The organism is Geomicrobium halophilum (assembly GCF_014207655.1).
Lineage (GTDB): Bacteria > Bacillota > Bacilli > Bacillales > Marinococcaceae > Geomicrobium > Geomicrobium halophilum.
On sequence record NZ_JACHHJ010000002.1, the window covers coordinates 55,035 to 71,148 of the forward strand.

Consider the following 16,114-nt stretch of genomic DNA (forward strand, 5'->3'; position numbering starts at 1 on the left):
AGGAAAGGAATGAAAGAAAAGGAATGAGCCGAGCGATCAAAAAACATATTTCCTTGTTCTTTGTAACCGTGGCACTTATGGCTTTCTTTCTCTTTTTAAGAGGAGAATGGGATCCGATGCATGCCTGGAACCGTGCTTTTGCCGACATATCTGTTCTTTACATCGTAGCGATTCTCCTTCTTGGATCATCTTCAAAGTTTAGCAACAGCACGAAATTATTGCTGCACTGGAGGAAACAGCTAGGGATTTGGGTGGCCATAACGGCTTTTGCTCATGTTTACATTATTTTTGATGGTTGGATTATGTGGGACTTCATGAGGCTGTTCTTTGTCTTCAATCCCTGAGCAAGAACATACTTGTGAAGAAGTAAATGGCATTCGTGCAGCGATGGATCAGCGGGTAACGAGTATGGCTGAAGGTGTTACACTGGACTATCGTGACGGCGGGGTGATCTGCAGCTTAGGCAGTATTCCTCCCATAGAAGAGAAAGTGTTACACCACTTTTAGCCAATTCCTTATGGATATATTCGCAATCCTGCTTTCTCCGAAAACTGGAACCTCCATCTTTCTCTGGATATAAAAATTTCTGAAGCTCTGCGTCTGATCAATCCTTTTCAAATGGCCAGGAAACCCCATGGTTCTGCGCTCTTTTTAAAACATCACTTATGGTATTCCTCGAACTCGAACAGCTGCAAGCAATCCCTCTTTGACTGACTCCTTGGGCATGAAGCCAAAGGATTTCACGATATTTAATCACTAAAAAACTGGCTCAGTTATGGCAGACATGGCTCAATTTTGTGTCATAGGTGGATCAGAAATATGGCAAAGGTGGTATTATCTTATGTCTTACTCAATATTTTCCTATCCTTTTTGACCTATTTACTAAAACATCTGTGGGGACACTTGCCCCTACATTCCTCTATTTTCCGATTCCTCTCAGTGCATCCTCCACGGATACATATTGGAATTGCTCTCCATATTTATCATCCCATTCTGCTTTCTTCAAAAGGTCCATAACCGGGCCTTTTACTCCGGCAAGCAAGAACTTAATATCTCCTTGCCTCCATGATTCCATGATTTCTTCAAGCGAATGAATCGCTCCCGCGTCTATGGCATTCACCCCGGAGAAGTCTAGAATAATCCATTTTATATCAGGTTTTTCAGCTATACGCTCCTGTAATTTATTCTCTAAAAAGGTCATGTTTGCAAAATAGAGAGAAGCATCGACTCTAAAAATCATTATTTGCGGATCCACTTCTGCTTCCGGATAACGTTTTATGTTACGAAAAACATTTTTTTGCGGCAAATACCCCAATTCAGCTATATGCGGATACGCACTTCTTGCAATAAAAATGATTAATGAAAATGCCACCCCGATTAAAATACTTTGCTCAATGCCAATGACAAGGGTTGCGGCAAAGGTAACGACCCATGTCCAACCATCGACACTGCGTATTTTAAATAAGTGCTTAGCTTCTTTTATATCGATTAATCCATAGACCGCCACCATAATAATCGCTGCCAATACCGCATGAGGCAGGTAGTAGAAAAAACCGGTAAAGAACAATAGGGTTAGGAGAATCAAGACCGCCGTAATGATGGAAGCCAATGGCGTTCTTGCCCCGGATTCAAAGTTGACAGCTGAACGGGAAAACCCTCCGGTCACCGGATAAGCTGAAAAGAAAGAACCCCCTACGTTAGCAAGTCCTAATCCAACCAATTCCTTGTTTGGATCAATCTTGTATTTTTCTTTAGCGGCAAGTGATTTTCCCATTGCAATTGATTCCATAAAACCGACGAATGATATCGTTAAAGCCATCGGTAGCAATGCGATGACTGCATCGATACTGAAAGCCGGGATTGAAAATTCCGGCAAACCTTGAGGGATATCTCCGAGGATGGACAAACCCAATCTTTCCAGGTTTAATTGCGAAACGATTAAAATACTTACGGCGACTACCACGATCGGGCCCGGTATTTTACGAACATATTTTTTAAAAAGAATAAGAAGACCAATACTCCCGATCCCTATACCAAGCGTGACAGGATTGATTTCCGTGATTCGCATCATGGCTTCCCAAACCTGCATCAGTGCATGATCAGCTTCCAAATCAACGCCGATGAAATCGTTTAGCTGACTGATCCCGATAATAATGGCTGCTGCGGTCATAAAACCGCTAATAACAGCATGGGATAAAAAATTGACCAAAAATCCAAGTCGCAATATCCCCATCAGAAATTGAATCACACCGACCATTAACATGAGTAATAGCGTTAATGAAATATATTCATTTGTACCCGGTTCGGCAACCGTCGATACCCCGGTCAGCACTAGTAAAGAGACCATTGCAACCGGCCCGACAGCGAGTTGTCGGGACGTACCAAACAATGCATAGATAATTAATGGGATCGTGGACGCATATAGACCAACAACCGGAGGCAGACCGGCAAGCATTGCATATGCCATCCCCTGGGGGATAAGCATTACGGCTACGATTAACCCCGCTGACAAGTCCCCGCTTAAATCGGACTTTTTATAATGGTGCATCCACTCCAGGGCAGGGATCATTTTTTTTAACACATACTTTCTCCCCTTCTCAACAGTTAGTTTACCTTCTATATCATTCGAATTTGGGTTTCATCACAATATACCGAAATCAGTATATTAGAAAGTAGATCGATTTCTGTCAATGCTGAAAGCTGGGAGGGGAGGCCGAGGATGAAATCTATGTGCGAATAACTTTAAGGGATAGAACTGTCTCGGTCCTGTAAGTTCCATCCCTGATCGTTTAACATCACATATTGTGTGACAGTCTTTATTCATTTACGGATTGGTCTATGCAGGATATCAGTCTGGCTTCAATATCCTTTGCAAAAGTGTCGAGGGAATCATCCTCTATCAGAGCAATGAGTGTTGTTAGCTTCGGCATTCCGATTTTTGTTTTCCCTTGATCGGTGTAGACAACGATTTTACACGGCAGAAAATACCCGATCATGTGATTTTGTGTTAAAGCGTCTTTTGCTGCTTTTGGATTGCAAACTTCAAGTACTCTGTAATCCCGGTCATAATCAAATCCTTTACTCTCCAACGTCTCCTTAATATCGAAATCCCACAGCACCCCAAACTTTTCTTCTTGCAATGCGGTTTCCAACGCGCTCACTGCTTCGTTCACAGATTTATTCGTTTCAACAGTATAATGAAACATGATGGATCCCTCCCTTTAAGGCATAGTGTATTGAGTTCGCATTTGAATTTAGATAAAATCAATCATTATTTAATTTTTTAAAAGAAATTGAACTAAAGGAAAGAGGCAGGGACAAAAGTGTTTGATCAAATAAAAATCCAAACATGATGGGTGTAGACCCGCACGGAAATATTCTTCACTTTCCTCCGTTACCACCGTTCATGGTTCGTTTTTAGGGTTAAACACTTTCGCCTTGCCCCGGTTCCTTTTGTCTAAGCTTTTTTAATCCAAAATTTCAATACGCCCTCTTCTTCTGCTTCATCAACCAATTCATGGCCTCCGGATTTTGTCCAGGCTGCCAGGTCGCTTTTAGCTCCTTTGTCCGTTGCATGAACTTCCAGAATGTCACCTGAGTCAATCTCTTCGATTGTTTTCTTCGTTTTCACAACCGGCATTGGGCATGCCAATCCTTTTGCATCTAATACTTTTGCTGCTTCCATCATAAGTTCCTCCTCATTTTGATAGCAATTTTTATATTCCTACAATTGACATGAGCCTTACACCAGTATTTTAAGCATTTACGGCACAACGGTTTGGTCCCGTTTCCATTTCACGTTGTTCTTCGACTTCCGGGTTTATTTTTCCCATATTGGTTTGGCGGATCGTCTCGTGCTCATTTGGCTGCGGTGGCAGATTCTCGGTCACCATATCCCGGAATGATTGTTCATCTTCCGCTTGCAATCCTGCGTTACGCTGATACAAGTCACCAAGCTTTGCCTGGACACTGCCGTCTTCACCCAGCTCTTCTACAGATGAATAATGGGCAGGCAATACGATCAGCTCATCAGATAGCTTCTTATAACGACTGTACAGTGTCTCACGCAAGTCACCGACCCAATCATCAGCCTTTCCGGCCAAGTCCGGACGTCCGATGGATTTCAGGAACAGAATATCTCCTGTCAGCAAGTATTGTTGATCGATGATCAACGATGTGCTTCCAATGGTGTGCCCAGGGGAGTAAAGCGGGTGTACCTTAATGGTGGTATTGCCAACGGTGATATCGTGATCTTCTTCCAATGGTTTATAGTCAAACGTGACTTCACCGGCATCTTTCGGCGGTAAATGATACGATCCGCCAGTATTTTCGGCCAGTTGACGACTGCCTGAAATATGGTCAGCATGAAGATGCGTGTCGATCGTATGCTTAATGGTGACACCTTTCTCTTGAGCAAAACGTTCATAAACATCCGTCATCCGGTTGGCATCGATCACCGCTGCTTCTTGTTCAGAAACTGCCATATATGACAGACAACCCTTGCCGAGGCGCACAAATTGATAAAGGCTGCCACCTTCACTCAAGTCCGCTATTTTGACCGGCTCCAAATGTTGACTCCAAGCTTGCATTCCGCCTTCCAGATCATAAACATTTGTAAAGCCTGCTTCTTCCATCGTTTCAGCAGCCATTTTGGAAGAATTACCTCTTGCGCAAACGACAATGACTTCCTGATTTTTGTTTATTCTTCCAGCGAGGGCATCGACCTCATCAATCAAGTTGAAGTAAGGTTCATTGATGATTTCAACGCTTTCCCCTTCTATCTTCCAATCATCAAAATCATCCGTATTCCGAACGTCAAGAATGAAAGTTTCTTCCTGATTTACAATGCGAAGTGCAAGTTCTTTTGTTGCTATGCTTTGGGACATACGCCATTACCTCCTTGGATTAAAATGTAAGTGACACATCAGCGTCTTTAGCAAATTCAATAAATGTTGCTGCTCCACCGACTTCAACACCATCAACAAAATGATCTTTATCCAAATTCATCACATCCATTGTCATCTGACAGCCAATCATTTTCACGCCCATCTCCTGTGCCATTTCCAACAAATCGCCAATGGCCGGTACATTAGCCTTTTCAAAACCTTCCTGAAAATGTTCCTTTCCTTCCGGAAGCGACAGGCTCTTGTGCGCTTCCTTATGAATCAGGTTAAGTCCTTCAAATGTAAAGAAGATGCCTACCTCTTTATCAGATGCTGCCGCTGCCGTGGCAATATTGAACACTTTGTATGCATCAAACATGCCACCATTGGCTGCGATTATTGCTACACGTGTGTTATTTTCCATTTTTTATTCCTCCAAATGAATAAATGATTAATTGTTTCTTCGGTCTGGCCATCCCATTCTGCTATGCTCGTCACTACATTTTTTCCATTGTAAAAACCTTTATCCGATAATTTTTGGGCTGCGAGGTCACTGCGGCTCCCCTAATAATCTACTTCCAATTGTTCATCCCCCCTCTAACGTTCTTCACATTTATGAAATTGTGTTTTTGCAACAGCTTTGATGCTTTTAAACTTCTCATGCCACTTTGACAGATGACCGCGGTTTCGATGCTTGGATTTAATTCAGTGATCCGTTTTTTGAGCGTATGCAAGGGAATGTTTTTCGCCCCTCGAATGCTACGACTGGCAAATTCGTTTTCTGTACGTACATCGAGTAACTGTACTTCCTTATTTTGTAGCTTCGTTCGCAGTTCGTCCGTGTCCATTTGCTTTACGCCTATCGGGCTCATTTGCATAATGAAAAAAATCATAATAACCACAAACAGAATGGCAAATACGGCGGACAATTGAATCGCCTCCTTTAAATGAATAAATTGACATTGCCGTCTTCGGCAACGGCAAGGTACGCTGCCACACCGGCATAATCAATCTCTTCGCGCAACTCTTTTTCCTGTAAACCGAGCAAATCCATCGTCATCGTACACGCAACCAATTTCACGTCTTGGTCATGCGCCATATCAACTAGTTCTGAAAGAGGCAAGGCTTGATGCTTTTTCATTACCTTTTTGATCAGCTTTGGTCCCACACCGGCAAAATGCATTTTTGATAATCCCATGTTCTCGGCACCCCGTGGCATCATCTTCGCAAACATTTTTTCTAAAAAGCCTTTGTCGGTTTCAATGTTTTCGTTTTTTCGTAGTGCATTTAGCCCCCAGAACGTATGGAAAATCGTGACTTCATGGTCATATGCTGCTGCACCGTTAGCAATAATATAAGCGGCCATAGCTTTATCGTAATCACCACTGAATAATACAATCGTGGTCCTTTTTTGAGTCATTCCATCCTCCTCATATACCTTTACCGGTAGGGGTATGCTAATTGGAAAAATATTTGATAGGTAATTTATTACCTATCATTATCGACTTTTTACTAGTAAATTTACGGCTTCATCCACAAATTCTTGCGTGTCTTCTCCTTCTTCGTTTGCTTTTTCGACGCACTCGATCAAATTTGCACTCACAACTAAACCCATTGTTCTGTCTATGGCTGTCCGAGATGCCGATAATTGTGTTACCACATCTCTGCAGTCTTTATTTTCTTCCATCATTTTCAATATGCCTTTAAGTTGACCTTCAATCCTTTTCACTCGATTCTTCATCTGTTCATTGTATTCCACTGAGTATCACCAGCTTCTTTCATTTAATTACATTTTATACCCTCTGGGGTATAATGTCAATAGGTTCATTTTTAAAATGGCTTTTATACAATTATTTGAATGACATGCGCTAACCCATGATGATGATCCCCCTCGTTACGAATGGTTTCTCCGGTATAAAAGTGCTTGATTTTCCAATCTTGAAAGGCTTCCAGTAATTGTATTGGGTCATAAAGCATGTCCTCGGATTTAGGTCCTCCACTATTATATGGTAGTTGATAAATGGAATACGCTTCAGAAATAAAATGTCCGCCTGGCTTTAAAGCCTTCTTCACACCATCGATTGTTCTTGCTTTTAAATGTGGAGAAAAATGACCGTAAATGCATACAATTTGATCCCAATGATCAAAGGTCCATTGCGCATCATTTAAATCTACATGTTCTGTTTCTACGTGTAAATCGTATTTAAAAGCTAAACGCTCAGCTTTTCTTAACCCTTCAATCGAGAAATCCCAAGCAGCAACATTAGCTCCTAACTCTGCTAAATACACAGCATTGCGTCCTTCCCCTTCGGCAATTGCAAGTGCATTGTCATTTTGTTCGATTATGTGATGGTTGTTTTGGGCTTCTGTTAAAAAAACGTTTGGCTCTTTACCGAATGCATAACGTTTATGTTGAAAACGCTCATCCCATAAATTCATATGACCACCTCGATTTATGATCAGTATACCATTGCCCGTAAGGGTATTCAAGTGGGAAAGGAATTTTCTGTTCAGAAAATGATCAAACTTTTTTATAAAAATTGAACACCGAAGCGCAAAGAAAGAATCCATTTTAATCAATTTTTTTTCCGAATGGCTTCTTCCTGTTTACGGTAATATAAGGGTTTGTGAGGTCTTTTTGTTTAAACTTTATTTTAAAACTACACCAACATGGATGTACTGATTGCCCTTGGTACCACAGTAGCCTTTTTGTACAGTATCTTTTTAGGCTGGGAATGGTTCGCTACCGGTCAACAAGGGATGCCAGACCTTTACTTTGAGGCAGCGGCAGTGATCATTACACTCGTGGTCCTCGGGAAACTGTTTGAAGTACGTGCCAAAGGACGCACGAGCCAAGCCATTGAAAAGCTGCTCGGATTGCAAGCGAAAACGGCGCGTATTATTCGCGACGGAGAAGAAATGGAAGTCGCCATTGAAGAAGTGCTTGTGGGTGACGTAGTCATGGTTCGCCCCGGAGAGAAAGTACCTGTCGATGGAAAAATTCATGACGGCCAATCGGCTGTGGACGAATCGATGATCACAGGTGAAAGCATTCCGATCGATAAAAAACAAGGAGACGAAATCATCGGATCAACGATCAATAAAAATGGCCTTCTTCAAATCGAAGCAACGAAAGTCGGGAAAGACACGGCCCTTTCCCAAATTGTGAAAGTGGTGGAAGAAGCACAAGGAACCAAGCCGGACGTCCAACGGATGGCCGATAAAGTTTCGGGGATTTTTGTCCCGATCGTCGTATTAATCGCGATCGCTTCTTTTCTCATCTGGTACTTTGTGATTGAACCAGGAGACTTGCGTTCAGCACTTGTCCCTCTCATTACAGTGCTCGTTATCGCTTGCCCTTGTGCCTTAGGCCTTGCTACATCAACCTCCATTATGGCAGGGACCGGTCGTTCGGCTGAGAATGGTGTGCTCTTTAAAGGCGGCGAGCACCTGGAAAACACACGCGGGATCAACACGATCGTGCTTGACAAGACGGGGACGGTGACCAAAGGGGAACCAGCCTTGACAAATGTTGTCGTTGCGCCTGATTTCAATGAAGAAACGGTGCTCGCGATTGCCGGTGCCGTGGAGAAAAACTCAGAACACCCCCTCGCAGAAGCGATAGTGAAGGGCATTGAGGAAAAAGGGACCTCTTAGAGAAGCCGAAGATTTCGAGGCGTTGCCAGGATTTGGCGTTCGTGCCGCTGTCGGTGGAGACGAAGTCCTCATCGGGACTCGTAAACTGATGCAGCAATCATCGGTCACGGTTGGATCTGCCGGCGATGAGATGGCCGCCTTTGAGAAAGAAGGAAAGACAGCGATGCTCATTTCCATTGGCGGTAAGTATGCCGGGATGATCGCTGTTTCCGATACGGTGAAAGAAACGTCCAAAGACGCAATCAAACGGATGCATGACCTCGGCTTAGAAGTGGCGATGCTAACCGGAGACAACCAGCAAACGGCAGAAGCGATCGGCCAGCAAGTCAGGATTGACCGAGTGATTGCGGAAGTCGTCCCGGAACAAAAAGCCGAAGAAATAAAAAAAATCCAAGACCAAGGCAAAAAAGTCGCGATGGTTGGCGATGGCATTAACGATGCACCGGCACTCGCGGTTGCCAATATTGGGATGGCGATGGGAACAGGAACGGATGTGGCGATTGAAGCTGCCGATATCACACTTATGCGCGGCGACTTGCACAGCGTGGCGGATAGCGTTCAGCTCAGTACAAAAACGATCCGTAACATTAAGCAGAACCTATTCTTTGCCTTCTTTTACAACACGGCATCGATCCCGATTGCCGCAGCCGGTCTACTTGCCCCATGGGTAGCCGGGGCAGCGATGGCCTTCAGTTCGGTGTCCGTCGTCTTAAATGCTTTACGTTTGCAATGGTTGAAGTTAAGTAGATAAAGGAGGAAAGAACGTGAAAGTCAAATATTGGGCACTCGTGGGGGTCTTGTATGTGGCGATTGTTATTGGCAGCTACACGGCCATCACGGGTGAGAACCCGTTAGAGAGCAATGACATGCATGAAGATCACGGAAATAGCGAAGAAGTGCATGAGAGCCATGAAGCATCATCAGCGTATACTTGAGGAGGACGAAGAAATGGATGATCACCAAAACCACCAAACTGCTGGAGAATCCGAAGTTCATACCGATGTTTCCTATCACAATGGCGAAGCCCGTGTTCAGCTGGAGGATGTACACGGAACGGTGCCTGAACTAGAAGAAACCCATGAAGAAGCGATGCATTTAATCATCGTCTCCAATGACCTGGAAGACTTTATCCACCTTCATCCTGAACGCGTGGAGGATGGGGGTTATGCCGCGTCTATAGAACTTGAAGACGGTCGTTACCAAGCCTTTGTCGATATTGCTCCGAAGGATCGAAACTATGTTGTCCAACCGAATGACCTTCAGGTAGGCGAAGAGGATCAGCCCAGTCCCTCAGCTTCCCTCTCGGCGAGTGAAGATCGGACTCAAGATATCGATGGGAAGACGGTCACCTTGGAAGCAGAAGGTTTGAGCACCAACGGTCCTACGACGCTAGACTTTTATTTGCATGGTGAAGATCCGGAACCCTATTTGGGGGGCCTAGGACATGTGGTCATTCTTGATGAAGCTGCGGAGACATTTATTCATGTTCACCCGACTTCAGAAAATGGGACCACTTTTGAAACCCATATTAATCACCCGGGGCTGTATAAGGTATGGGCAGAGTTCAAATATGAGGATGCCGGTGTTATCACGTTTTCATTTATCATTCAAGTGGAGGAATGAGAGGAGGATCAGTATGTATGAACTCGAGCTATATACGCATCCACTTTGTTCCGACTGCAAAGAAAGTAAAGCGTACTTGGACGAACAAAATGTGCTTTACACGGAGTATGACGTAAGCAAAGCAGCCGAGAAAGAAGATGACTTAAAAAAACAAACCGGATCGAAAGTTGTACCGGGTTTTGTTTTCACCAAAAAGTCACTGCTGGGAAAAATGAAAAGACCACTAGTCTTTACTGGATTTGAGCGCAATGCATCTGAGATAAAATCGTTGCTTCAAAAGATGTGATTTTACTGTAAACTAGGAGTGGATCAGCACATGATTACCGTGTATACATCGTCAAGTTGTTTGTCATGCCGGAAGACAAAGGATTGGTTACGAGAACATCGGCTTCCCTTTCGTGAAATAGATATAACGAAAACGAAACTGACCATCGATGAGGTCAAACACATTTTTTCATTGACAGAGAACGGCATCGATGATGTCATTTCCAGACAATCGAAGGCTTTTGCAGAATTGGCGCTCGACGTGGAAGCTTTATCTTTGCATACACTCTTCCACATCATATGTAAATATCCATCGCTTTTAAAACGACCGATTATTATGGATGATAGGCAGTTGCTCGCCGGCTATCATGAGGAGGAGATCCGCCGCTTTCTCCCACGATCTGTTCGAAACCAATTAAAGGAGGGGATATATGTGTAGGCAATGACGTTAGAATAAAATGATGTCATGCATTGCAAACACGTGCCGAAAGTTATTTAGCTATACAAGAGATACGAAAGGAGCAAAAAATCATGAAGGATATGACATTAAACGTACAAGGGATGTCTTGTGGTCATTGTGTAAACTCCATTGAAGGTAATGTCGGCAACCTAAATGGCGTAGATAATGTGAAGGTTCATTTAAGTGAAGGAAAAGTAGATGTCACCTTTGATCCGAACAAAGTAGATCTGGAAAAAATTACAGAAGAGATTGAAGATCAGGGATATGATGTAGCCTAAATATTAAAAGTGGAGGGATCGCGCGCGTAAGTGCACGGTCCCTTTCAGCAACTCTTTTTCGGGCTGGGAGAGTGAAAAGAAATGACAACGATCTTCATATGTAAAATTCGGTCTACCAAAAATCGCTTTGAATTCATCATCACCCAGAATGTTCAATCTTCTTTGTTGGGTTTCCGTTTCTGCAGACATATTGTACTCTTTTCTGTGCGCGATTATATTTGTCCTGAACCCTTTCAAAAAGTGTACTTTTTGAAAGGGGGTGATTCCCACTATTTTCATATTTCATAATTATAACATAATTGGTTTTGAAATATTCCAATTATATTGTAGATATTTTGAAATTAAAATATAATAAATTTATTCTATAAAAGTGGATTTGTAAAATAATGTAATTCATTTTAATGTAAGTTCGAAAATGAATAGGAGACAGAATACATGAGGAAATTTTTTAATGTAAGGGTTAGCAGTAAAGATCAATCTGTGGAAAGACAGGTTGCAGTTGCAAAAGAAATGGGAATTCCCGAAGAGTATGTCTTCATAGAAAAGGCAAGTGGAAAAGACTTCAAACGGCCAGAATATCAACTAATGAAACGTATGCTCAGGAGTGGAGATATTTTATATATTCAATCTTTGGATAGGCTGGGACGAAATAAACAAATGATCCTGGAGGAATGGCAAGAGCTGATACAAATAAAGGAAATTGAAATTATTGTGTTGGATATGCCCCTTCTTGATACAACAAGATATAAAGATTTGAACGGCATTGAAACATTAATTTCGGACTTAATCCTGCAATTATTGAGTTACATGGCAAAAGATGAACGAAATAGAATAAGGGCACGGCAAAAAGAAGGGGTAGAAGTTGCAATTCGCAAAGGAGTAAAATTTGGTAGAAGGAAAATTGAGATGACTGACACATTTCCATCAGTCTATCAAGAATGGAAACAACAGAAGATAACAGCTGTAGAAGCTATGAATCGTGTTGGAATGAAACGGAATACATTTTATCGAAGAGTAAAAGAATACGAATCGAATCTTTGACTTATACTGCGTAAATACTTGAAGCAACTTTAATTAAAAATAAGGGTTGCTTTTTTCTTAATAAACCTTTTCGGGGGGATATGCAAAAATACCCTAAAATGATTTTAGACTTAAACGAAAGTTAAAATAGCTGTTTTTGCATAAAAAAGCCCCGTTCGTAAAATTACACTTTTACCAACGGGGCTTTTAATGTTCTTCATTGTTAAAAACATGGTTATAACTTTTTGGGAAGGTCAGGGTTTGAGAACAACTTTGACACACCCATCTTCGTGATCATTAAAGATTTGATAGGCTTCACTCGCCTGGTCTAGACGCATTTTATGAGAGACGATTTCTGTTGGATCCAGTTCTCCTTCCGTAATCATTTTAAAGAGCATTGGCATGTAATGGATGACTGGTGCCTGACCCATTTTTATTTTTACATTTCTTTCAAATATGTTTCCTAAAGGGAACTGGTTATATTTAGAGCCGTAGACCCCCGTCAGCTGCAGCGTTCCAAATTTTCTCACAGCACTCATACCGATTTCGATCGGGCTGATGGTTCCGCCAATAAGCTTCATCTTTTGTTCGACAGCTTCGATTGGTGTTTTTTTCCCATCCATCCCTACGCAATCAATGACGGCATCTACACCGCCACTTGTAATTTCTTTAATATGGGAACCCATAGAAATCATATCATCAAATTCATCAAAATTAAAAATCTCAACATTGTTCATTTTTTTGGCACGTTCAAGCCTATAGGGAAGATTATCGACGGCAATGACTCTTTTTGCGCCTTTCATCCAGGCAAACTTTTGCGCCATCAAACCAATGGGTCCACAGCCGAGCACGGCAACTGTATCCCCTTTTTTCACTCCTGCACTTTCAATGCTCCAATAAGCAGTTGGCAGTACATCAGACATAAACAGTAATGCTTCATCTTCAAGTTCAACAGATTCAGGAATCACGAAAGGCATAAAATTTCCATAGGGAACACGCAAATATTCAGCCTGTCCACCCGGATGATTCCCGTAACGCTCCGTAAATCCAAAATATCCGCCTGTATCAACTTCTGGATTTGGGTTAGAATTATCACATTGGCTCTCCAAATCATGCTGGCAATAGTAACAGCTTCCACATGAAATGTTAAATGGGATGACCACTCTATCCCCTTTTTTCACTTTTGTTACCTCTGGTCCGACCTCTTCTACAATACCCATGGGCTCGTGGCCAACTACATAATCTTTTTCAGCTGGCAAGACCTTGATAAATATGTAAATCAGACCCACATATCGCTGTTGATGTAATGCGCACAACAATATCGTCTTTTTGTTGAAGCTTCGCATCTGGAACTTCTTTCACCTGCATATCCTTGGAACCTTGAAAAGTAACTGCTTTCACAAGTAAAACCTCCTATTATAAATTCATATAACTCTTATAATACCCATTGAAGAAATTAATTATACTAACGTATCACCAGTAAACTGAGAGTAGCACAAATCATTACTCATGCAAGTTCTGAAAAAAGAACAAAGTACTACTCAAGTCATCGCCATGTCTCTTTTTATGCGGTACCGGTCTTTAGATAGGGATACCTTTACCGGTAAAGTCATAGCTATCCTTCGGAACGAGTTTGGTGGACATGCAGTGTAAAAAAGCAACTAGGCTAATTTGTGTGAATTCGGTAAAGGTATCCGATATCATAACAATAGAGATAGACCCTTATTACGAAATAATTTTAGGGATAGAGTATTTTTTGCTAAGGGAAGAAAAATACTATGACAGTCAAAAGAATTATTTTCGCATTCGTATGAATTCTGAATTTAGTTCAATAACACTGAGAGAAACAAAAACGAAAAGCTTATTTGCTGTCAAAAACGAATACGAGAGAGACGCAACTATGGAACTAGTTGGAGAATGGCTTATAAAAACAAATGCTTTCAAAGAAGTTATAAATGAACTGATTCAAAAAAAGAAAATGGAAAACGTTCAAACAGAGGAAGACATTCAAATAGTTTTAGGAACGACAAGGTTCTTGGAAAAATTACTTAAGATTAAAACAGAAGAGATATTAAGTGCCGTTGTAGAGAGGGATAACTGAGGTTTCTTAATAATAACTACCTTTTTAATAAAATACTATTGATAACGTTACATGGTTCCACTAATGTTTTAAAAAAATTGATAAGGGAAATTTACACTGAATGTTTTTTGAACGCTTGCCTACTTTAATGCAGAAAAGGAGAATTTACACACATGAACCGTTTTACTATTCCGAGGGATGTTTATTATGGAGAAGGATCTTTAGAAGTTTTGAAAACCCTTGAAGGGAAAAAGGCAACTATTGTTATCGGAGGCCAGTCCATTAAAAAATCAGGCTATCTTGATAAAATAGATGCTTATTTACGTGAATATGGATTTAAAACACAGCTCATTGATGGTGTTGAAAATGACCCATCTGCAAAAACCGCTTTAGAGGGTGCAAAAAAGATGGAGGAATTCCAGCCGGATTGGATCATTTCCGCAGGCGGCGGTTCACCGATCGACGCAGCTAAATTAATGTGGATTTTTTATGAGAATCCGGAGCTCGCATTTGATAGAGTTAAAGCACCAAACCCACTACCGGCTTTACGGAAAAAAGCACGCTTTGCGGCGATTTCTACAACGAGTGGCACAGGTACTGACGTATCACCTTTTTCTGTTATCACGGATCATGAAACAGGAACGAAATATCCGGTATTTGGTTATGAGATCACGCCGGATATTGCCATTATCGATCCGGAGCTGACATATTCGATGCCGGCTGACATTGTCGCCTATACGGGAATGGACGCATTAACGCACGGAATCGAGGCCTACGTATCAACGATGCATAACGCATTTAGTGATCCGTTGGCGATACAATCGGTTAAAATGGCAGTGGATAATATTGAAAAATCAGTAGTTGGAGATAAAGCAGCGAGAGCAGAGATGCATTATGCCCAGGCTATTGCGGGAATGGCTTTCTCGAACGGGTTTTTAGGCATTGTACACAGCCTATCACATAAGAGTGGCGCGATTTTTAACATTCCGCACGGCCTTGCGAATGCTCTTTATTTGCCATACGTGATTGATTTTAATAAAAAGGCGGACGGTTCCCGGTTTGCTGATATCGCTAAGATGCTTGACCTTTCTGGAAACACAGAAGACGAGTTAATCGATTCCTTAACGGATTTGCTTCGCCGTTTAAATAAATCGCTAAACCTTCCGTTATCGCTGCAGGAATTCGGTGTAAATGAGAGTGAATTTGAAAAACAGCTGGATCGAATGGCAGCGGGAGCGATTGAAGATCCGTGTACACCATCCAATCCCCGGGAAGTATCTGTAGAAGAAATGAAAAAACTTTATATTGCTGCATTTAAAGGTGAAAAAGTAACTTTTTGATGGAATCAAAACGGAACTGCCCGGGCAGTTCCGTTTTTGTTCGTTTCAATCATTTTAAAACCTCTCTTAAATCTAAGCTTTATTAATCTTTCAGTAAGGTGTTTGGTTCTCATAACAAATCTTGCGTAAAAGTGTACTTATCTACAAGATATGCGAAGAGAAAATACACCAAAAAAGAAAAGACAAATTTAGTAAAAGGGCATTCACTTTTATTCACCGAACTTAACACATAAGTGAAAAACATACTTGGAAACCTTATTGAAACCCGTCGCACACCTTTAGAAAAGTGCTGCATTAAGCTTTTTATCAGGCACATATGCTGAAGCTTATCTTGAAAGGATGAGGAAAATCATGACTCAAACGGAGGATCAACGTGTTGAAAACCTATACTGTATAAAGGATGCACTGTTCTGTTTGTGGCACTTAAAAAATGCTGTTCGTGGCGGTATATTTTTTGAATACGCTGCGCTTTACATGGAGTGGCGGATGGGTTAGGCTAATTGCCCAGA

Annotated in this window: 19 protein-coding genes and 3 pseudogenes; 12 read left to right on the top strand and 10 right to left on the bottom strand. The window is 41.7% G+C overall.

Going from position 1 to position 16,114, the window contains the following annotated elements:
- Positions 1-327: 327 nt before the first annotated feature.
- On the top strand, positions 328-507 hold the full coding sequence (locus tag HNR44_RS08105) for a hypothetical protein (protein WP_184403663.1): 180 nt from the start codon (positions 328-330) through the stop codon (positions 505-507).
- A gap of 412 nt (positions 508-919) precedes the next feature.
- Here HNR44_RS08105 and HNR44_RS08110 read toward each other — a convergent pair whose 3' ends face one another.
- From HNR44_RS08110 to HNR44_RS08150, 9 genes are all read right to left on the bottom strand, one after another.
- On the bottom strand, positions 920-2,581 hold the full coding sequence (locus tag HNR44_RS08110) for a sulfate permease (protein WP_184403664.1): 1,662 nt from the start codon (positions 2,579-2,581) through the stop codon (positions 920-922).
- A gap of 235 nt (positions 2,582-2,816) precedes the next feature.
- Positions 2,817-3,206 carry a DUF302 domain-containing protein gene (locus HNR44_RS08115; RefSeq protein ID WP_184403665.1) on the bottom strand — a complete coding sequence of 130 codons (390 nt, stop codon included), beginning with the start codon at positions 3,204-3,206 and terminating at the stop codon, positions 2,817-2,819.
- 251 nt (positions 3,207-3,457) lie between these two features.
- A complete protein-coding gene (locus HNR44_RS08120) occupies positions 3,458-3,685 on the bottom strand; it encodes a sulfurtransferase TusA family protein (protein ID WP_184404116.1) in 228 nt (75 codons plus the stop codon).
- A 70-nt stretch (positions 3,686-3,755) separates the two neighbouring features.
- The gene (locus HNR44_RS08125) at positions 3,756-4,886 is read right to left on the bottom strand and encodes an MBL fold metallo-hydrolase (RefSeq protein ID WP_184403666.1); all 1,131 of its coding nucleotides are present in this window, start codon (positions 4,884-4,886) and stop codon (positions 3,756-3,758) included.
- Positions 4,887-4,905: 19 nt separating this feature from the next.
- Positions 4,906-5,307 carry a DsrE/DsrF/DrsH-like family protein gene (locus tag HNR44_RS08130; protein WP_184403667.1) on the bottom strand — a complete coding sequence of 134 codons (402 nt, stop codon included), beginning with the start codon at positions 5,305-5,307 and terminating at the stop codon, positions 4,906-4,908.
- 148 nt (positions 5,308-5,455) lie between these two features.
- Entirely contained in the window at positions 5,456-5,812 is a 357-nt protein-coding gene (locus HNR44_RS08135) for a rhodanese-like domain-containing protein (protein WP_246407198.1), read from the bottom strand.
- Between the two features lie 14 nt (positions 5,813-5,826).
- Entirely contained in the window at positions 5,827-6,303 is a 477-nt protein-coding gene (locus tag HNR44_RS08140; RefSeq protein ID WP_184403668.1) for a DsrE/DsrF/DrsH-like family protein, read from the bottom strand.
- Between the two features lie 78 nt (positions 6,304-6,381).
- A complete protein-coding gene (locus HNR44_RS08145) occupies positions 6,382-6,642 on the bottom strand; it encodes a metal-sensing transcriptional repressor (RefSeq protein ID WP_184403669.1) in 261 nt (86 codons plus the stop codon).
- 83 nt (positions 6,643-6,725) lie between these two features.
- Positions 6,726-7,322, bottom strand: a complete 597-nt coding sequence (locus HNR44_RS08150) for an SAM-dependent methyltransferase (protein WP_184403670.1) — start codon at positions 7,320-7,322, stop codon at positions 6,726-6,728.
- Positions 7,323-7,550: 228 nt separating this feature from the next.
- Between HNR44_RS08150 and HNR44_RS08155 the strand changes: the two are divergent.
- The 7 genes and pseudogenes from HNR44_RS08155 to HNR44_RS08185 all read left to right on the top strand — a co-directional run.
- A pseudogene (locus HNR44_RS08155) lies at positions 7,551-9,291 on the top strand (copper-translocating P-type ATPase); the annotation flags it as partial.
- 13 nt (positions 9,292-9,304) lie between these two features.
- Entirely contained in the window at positions 9,305-9,475 is a 171-nt protein-coding gene (locus HNR44_RS08160) for a hypothetical protein (RefSeq protein ID WP_184403671.1), read from the top strand.
- A gap of 13 nt (positions 9,476-9,488) precedes the next feature.
- Positions 9,489-10,163 (top strand): hypothetical protein, encoded by a 675-nt coding sequence (locus HNR44_RS08165; protein WP_184403672.1) that lies wholly within the window; start codon positions 9,489-9,491, stop codon positions 10,161-10,163.
- 13 nt (positions 10,164-10,176) lie between these two features.
- Positions 10,177-10,449, top strand: a complete 273-nt coding sequence (locus tag HNR44_RS08170) for a glutaredoxin family protein (protein WP_184403673.1) — start codon at positions 10,177-10,179, stop codon at positions 10,447-10,449.
- Between the two features lie 30 nt (positions 10,450-10,479).
- A complete protein-coding gene (gene spx / locus HNR44_RS08175) occupies positions 10,480-10,866 on the top strand; it encodes a transcriptional regulator Spx (protein WP_184403674.1) in 387 nt (128 codons plus the stop codon).
- Between the two features lie 92 nt (positions 10,867-10,958).
- Positions 10,959-11,165 carry a copper chaperone CopZ gene (gene copZ / locus HNR44_RS08180; protein ID WP_114374098.1) on the top strand — a complete coding sequence of 69 codons (207 nt, stop codon included), beginning with the start codon at positions 10,959-10,961 and terminating at the stop codon, positions 11,163-11,165.
- Between the two features lie 435 nt (positions 11,166-11,600).
- The gene (locus tag HNR44_RS08185; RefSeq protein WP_184403675.1) at positions 11,601-12,206 is read left to right on the top strand and encodes a recombinase family protein; all 606 of its coding nucleotides are present in this window, start codon (positions 11,601-11,603) and stop codon (positions 12,204-12,206) included.
- Between the two features lie 233 nt (positions 12,207-12,439).
- On the opposite strand, the pseudogene HNR44_RS08190 reads toward HNR44_RS08185, so the two are convergent.
- A pseudogene (locus HNR44_RS08190) lies at positions 12,440-13,586 on the bottom strand (zinc-dependent alcohol dehydrogenase).
- A gap of 129 nt (positions 13,587-13,715) precedes the next feature.
- Here HNR44_RS08190 and HNR44_RS08195 point away from each other — a divergent pair.
- From HNR44_RS08195 to HNR44_RS08210, 4 genes and pseudogenes are all read left to right on the top strand, one after another.
- Positions 13,716-13,838 (top strand): annotated as a pseudogene (locus HNR44_RS08195) (phosphogluconate dehydrogenase (NAD(+)-dependent, decarboxylating)); the annotation flags it as partial.
- Positions 13,828-14,286, top strand: a complete 459-nt coding sequence (locus HNR44_RS08200) for a hypothetical protein (protein ID WP_054637724.1) — start codon at positions 13,828-13,830, stop codon at positions 14,284-14,286. The pseudogene HNR44_RS08195 and the gene HNR44_RS08200, both read left to right, overlap by 11 nt.
- Before the next feature lie 152 nt (positions 14,287-14,438).
- Positions 14,439-15,605, top strand: coding sequence for an iron-containing alcohol dehydrogenase (locus tag HNR44_RS08205; protein ID WP_184403676.1), 1,167 nt, complete (start codon positions 14,439-14,441; stop codon positions 15,603-15,605).
- A 351-nt stretch (positions 15,606-15,956) separates the two neighbouring features.
- Positions 15,957-16,100 carry a hypothetical protein gene (locus HNR44_RS08210; RefSeq protein ID WP_169967343.1) on the top strand — a complete coding sequence of 48 codons (144 nt, stop codon included), beginning with the start codon at positions 15,957-15,959 and terminating at the stop codon, positions 16,098-16,100.
- Positions 16,101-16,114: the final 14 nt, after the last annotated feature.

Excerpts from the sequence above, each read along its gene's own strand:
- HNR44_RS08150 (WP_184403670.1), bottom strand. The coding sequence starts at position 7,322 with ATGAATTTATGGGATGAGCGTTTTCAACATAAACGTTATGCATTCGGT.
- HNR44_RS08130 (WP_184403667.1), bottom strand. The coding sequence starts at position 5,307 with ATGGAAAATAACACACGTGTAGCAATAATCGCAGCCAATGGTGGCATG.
- HNR44_RS08115 (WP_184403665.1), bottom strand. The coding sequence starts at position 3,206 with ATGTTTCATTATACTGTTGAAACGAATAAATCTGTGAACGAAGCAGTG.
- HNR44_RS08200 (WP_054637724.1), top strand. The coding sequence starts at position 13,828 with ATGCAGTGTAAAAAAGCAACTAGGCTAATTTGTGTGAATTCGGTAAAG.
- HNR44_RS08185 (WP_184403675.1), top strand. The coding sequence starts at position 11,601 with ATGAGGAAATTTTTTAATGTAAGGGTTAGCAGTAAAGATCAATCTGTG.
- HNR44_RS08140 (WP_184403668.1), bottom strand. The coding sequence starts at position 6,303 with ATGACTCAAAAAAGGACCACGATTGTATTATTCAGTGGTGATTACGAT.
- HNR44_RS08210 (WP_169967343.1), top strand. The coding sequence starts at position 15,957 with ATGACTCAAACGGAGGATCAACGTGTTGAAAACCTATACTGTATAAAG.
- HNR44_RS08165 (WP_184403672.1), top strand. The coding sequence starts at position 9,489 with ATGGATGATCACCAAAACCACCAAACTGCTGGAGAATCCGAAGTTCAT.
- spx (WP_184403674.1), top strand. The coding sequence starts at position 10,480 with ATGATTACCGTGTATACATCGTCAAGTTGTTTGTCATGCCGGAAGACA.
- HNR44_RS08120 (WP_184404116.1), bottom strand. The coding sequence starts at position 3,685 with ATGGAAGCAGCAAAAGTATTAGATGCAAAAGGATTGGCATGCCCAATG.
- copZ (WP_114374098.1), top strand. The coding sequence starts at position 10,959 with ATGAAGGATATGACATTAAACGTACAAGGGATGTCTTGTGGTCATTGT.
- HNR44_RS08125 (WP_184403666.1), bottom strand. The coding sequence starts at position 4,886 with ATGTCCCAAAGCATAGCAACAAAAGAACTTGCACTTCGCATTGTAAAT.
- HNR44_RS08170 (WP_184403673.1), top strand. The coding sequence starts at position 10,177 with ATGTATGAACTCGAGCTATATACGCATCCACTTTGTTCCGACTGCAAA.
- HNR44_RS08205 (WP_184403676.1), top strand. The coding sequence starts at position 14,439 with ATGAACCGTTTTACTATTCCGAGGGATGTTTATTATGGAGAAGGATCT.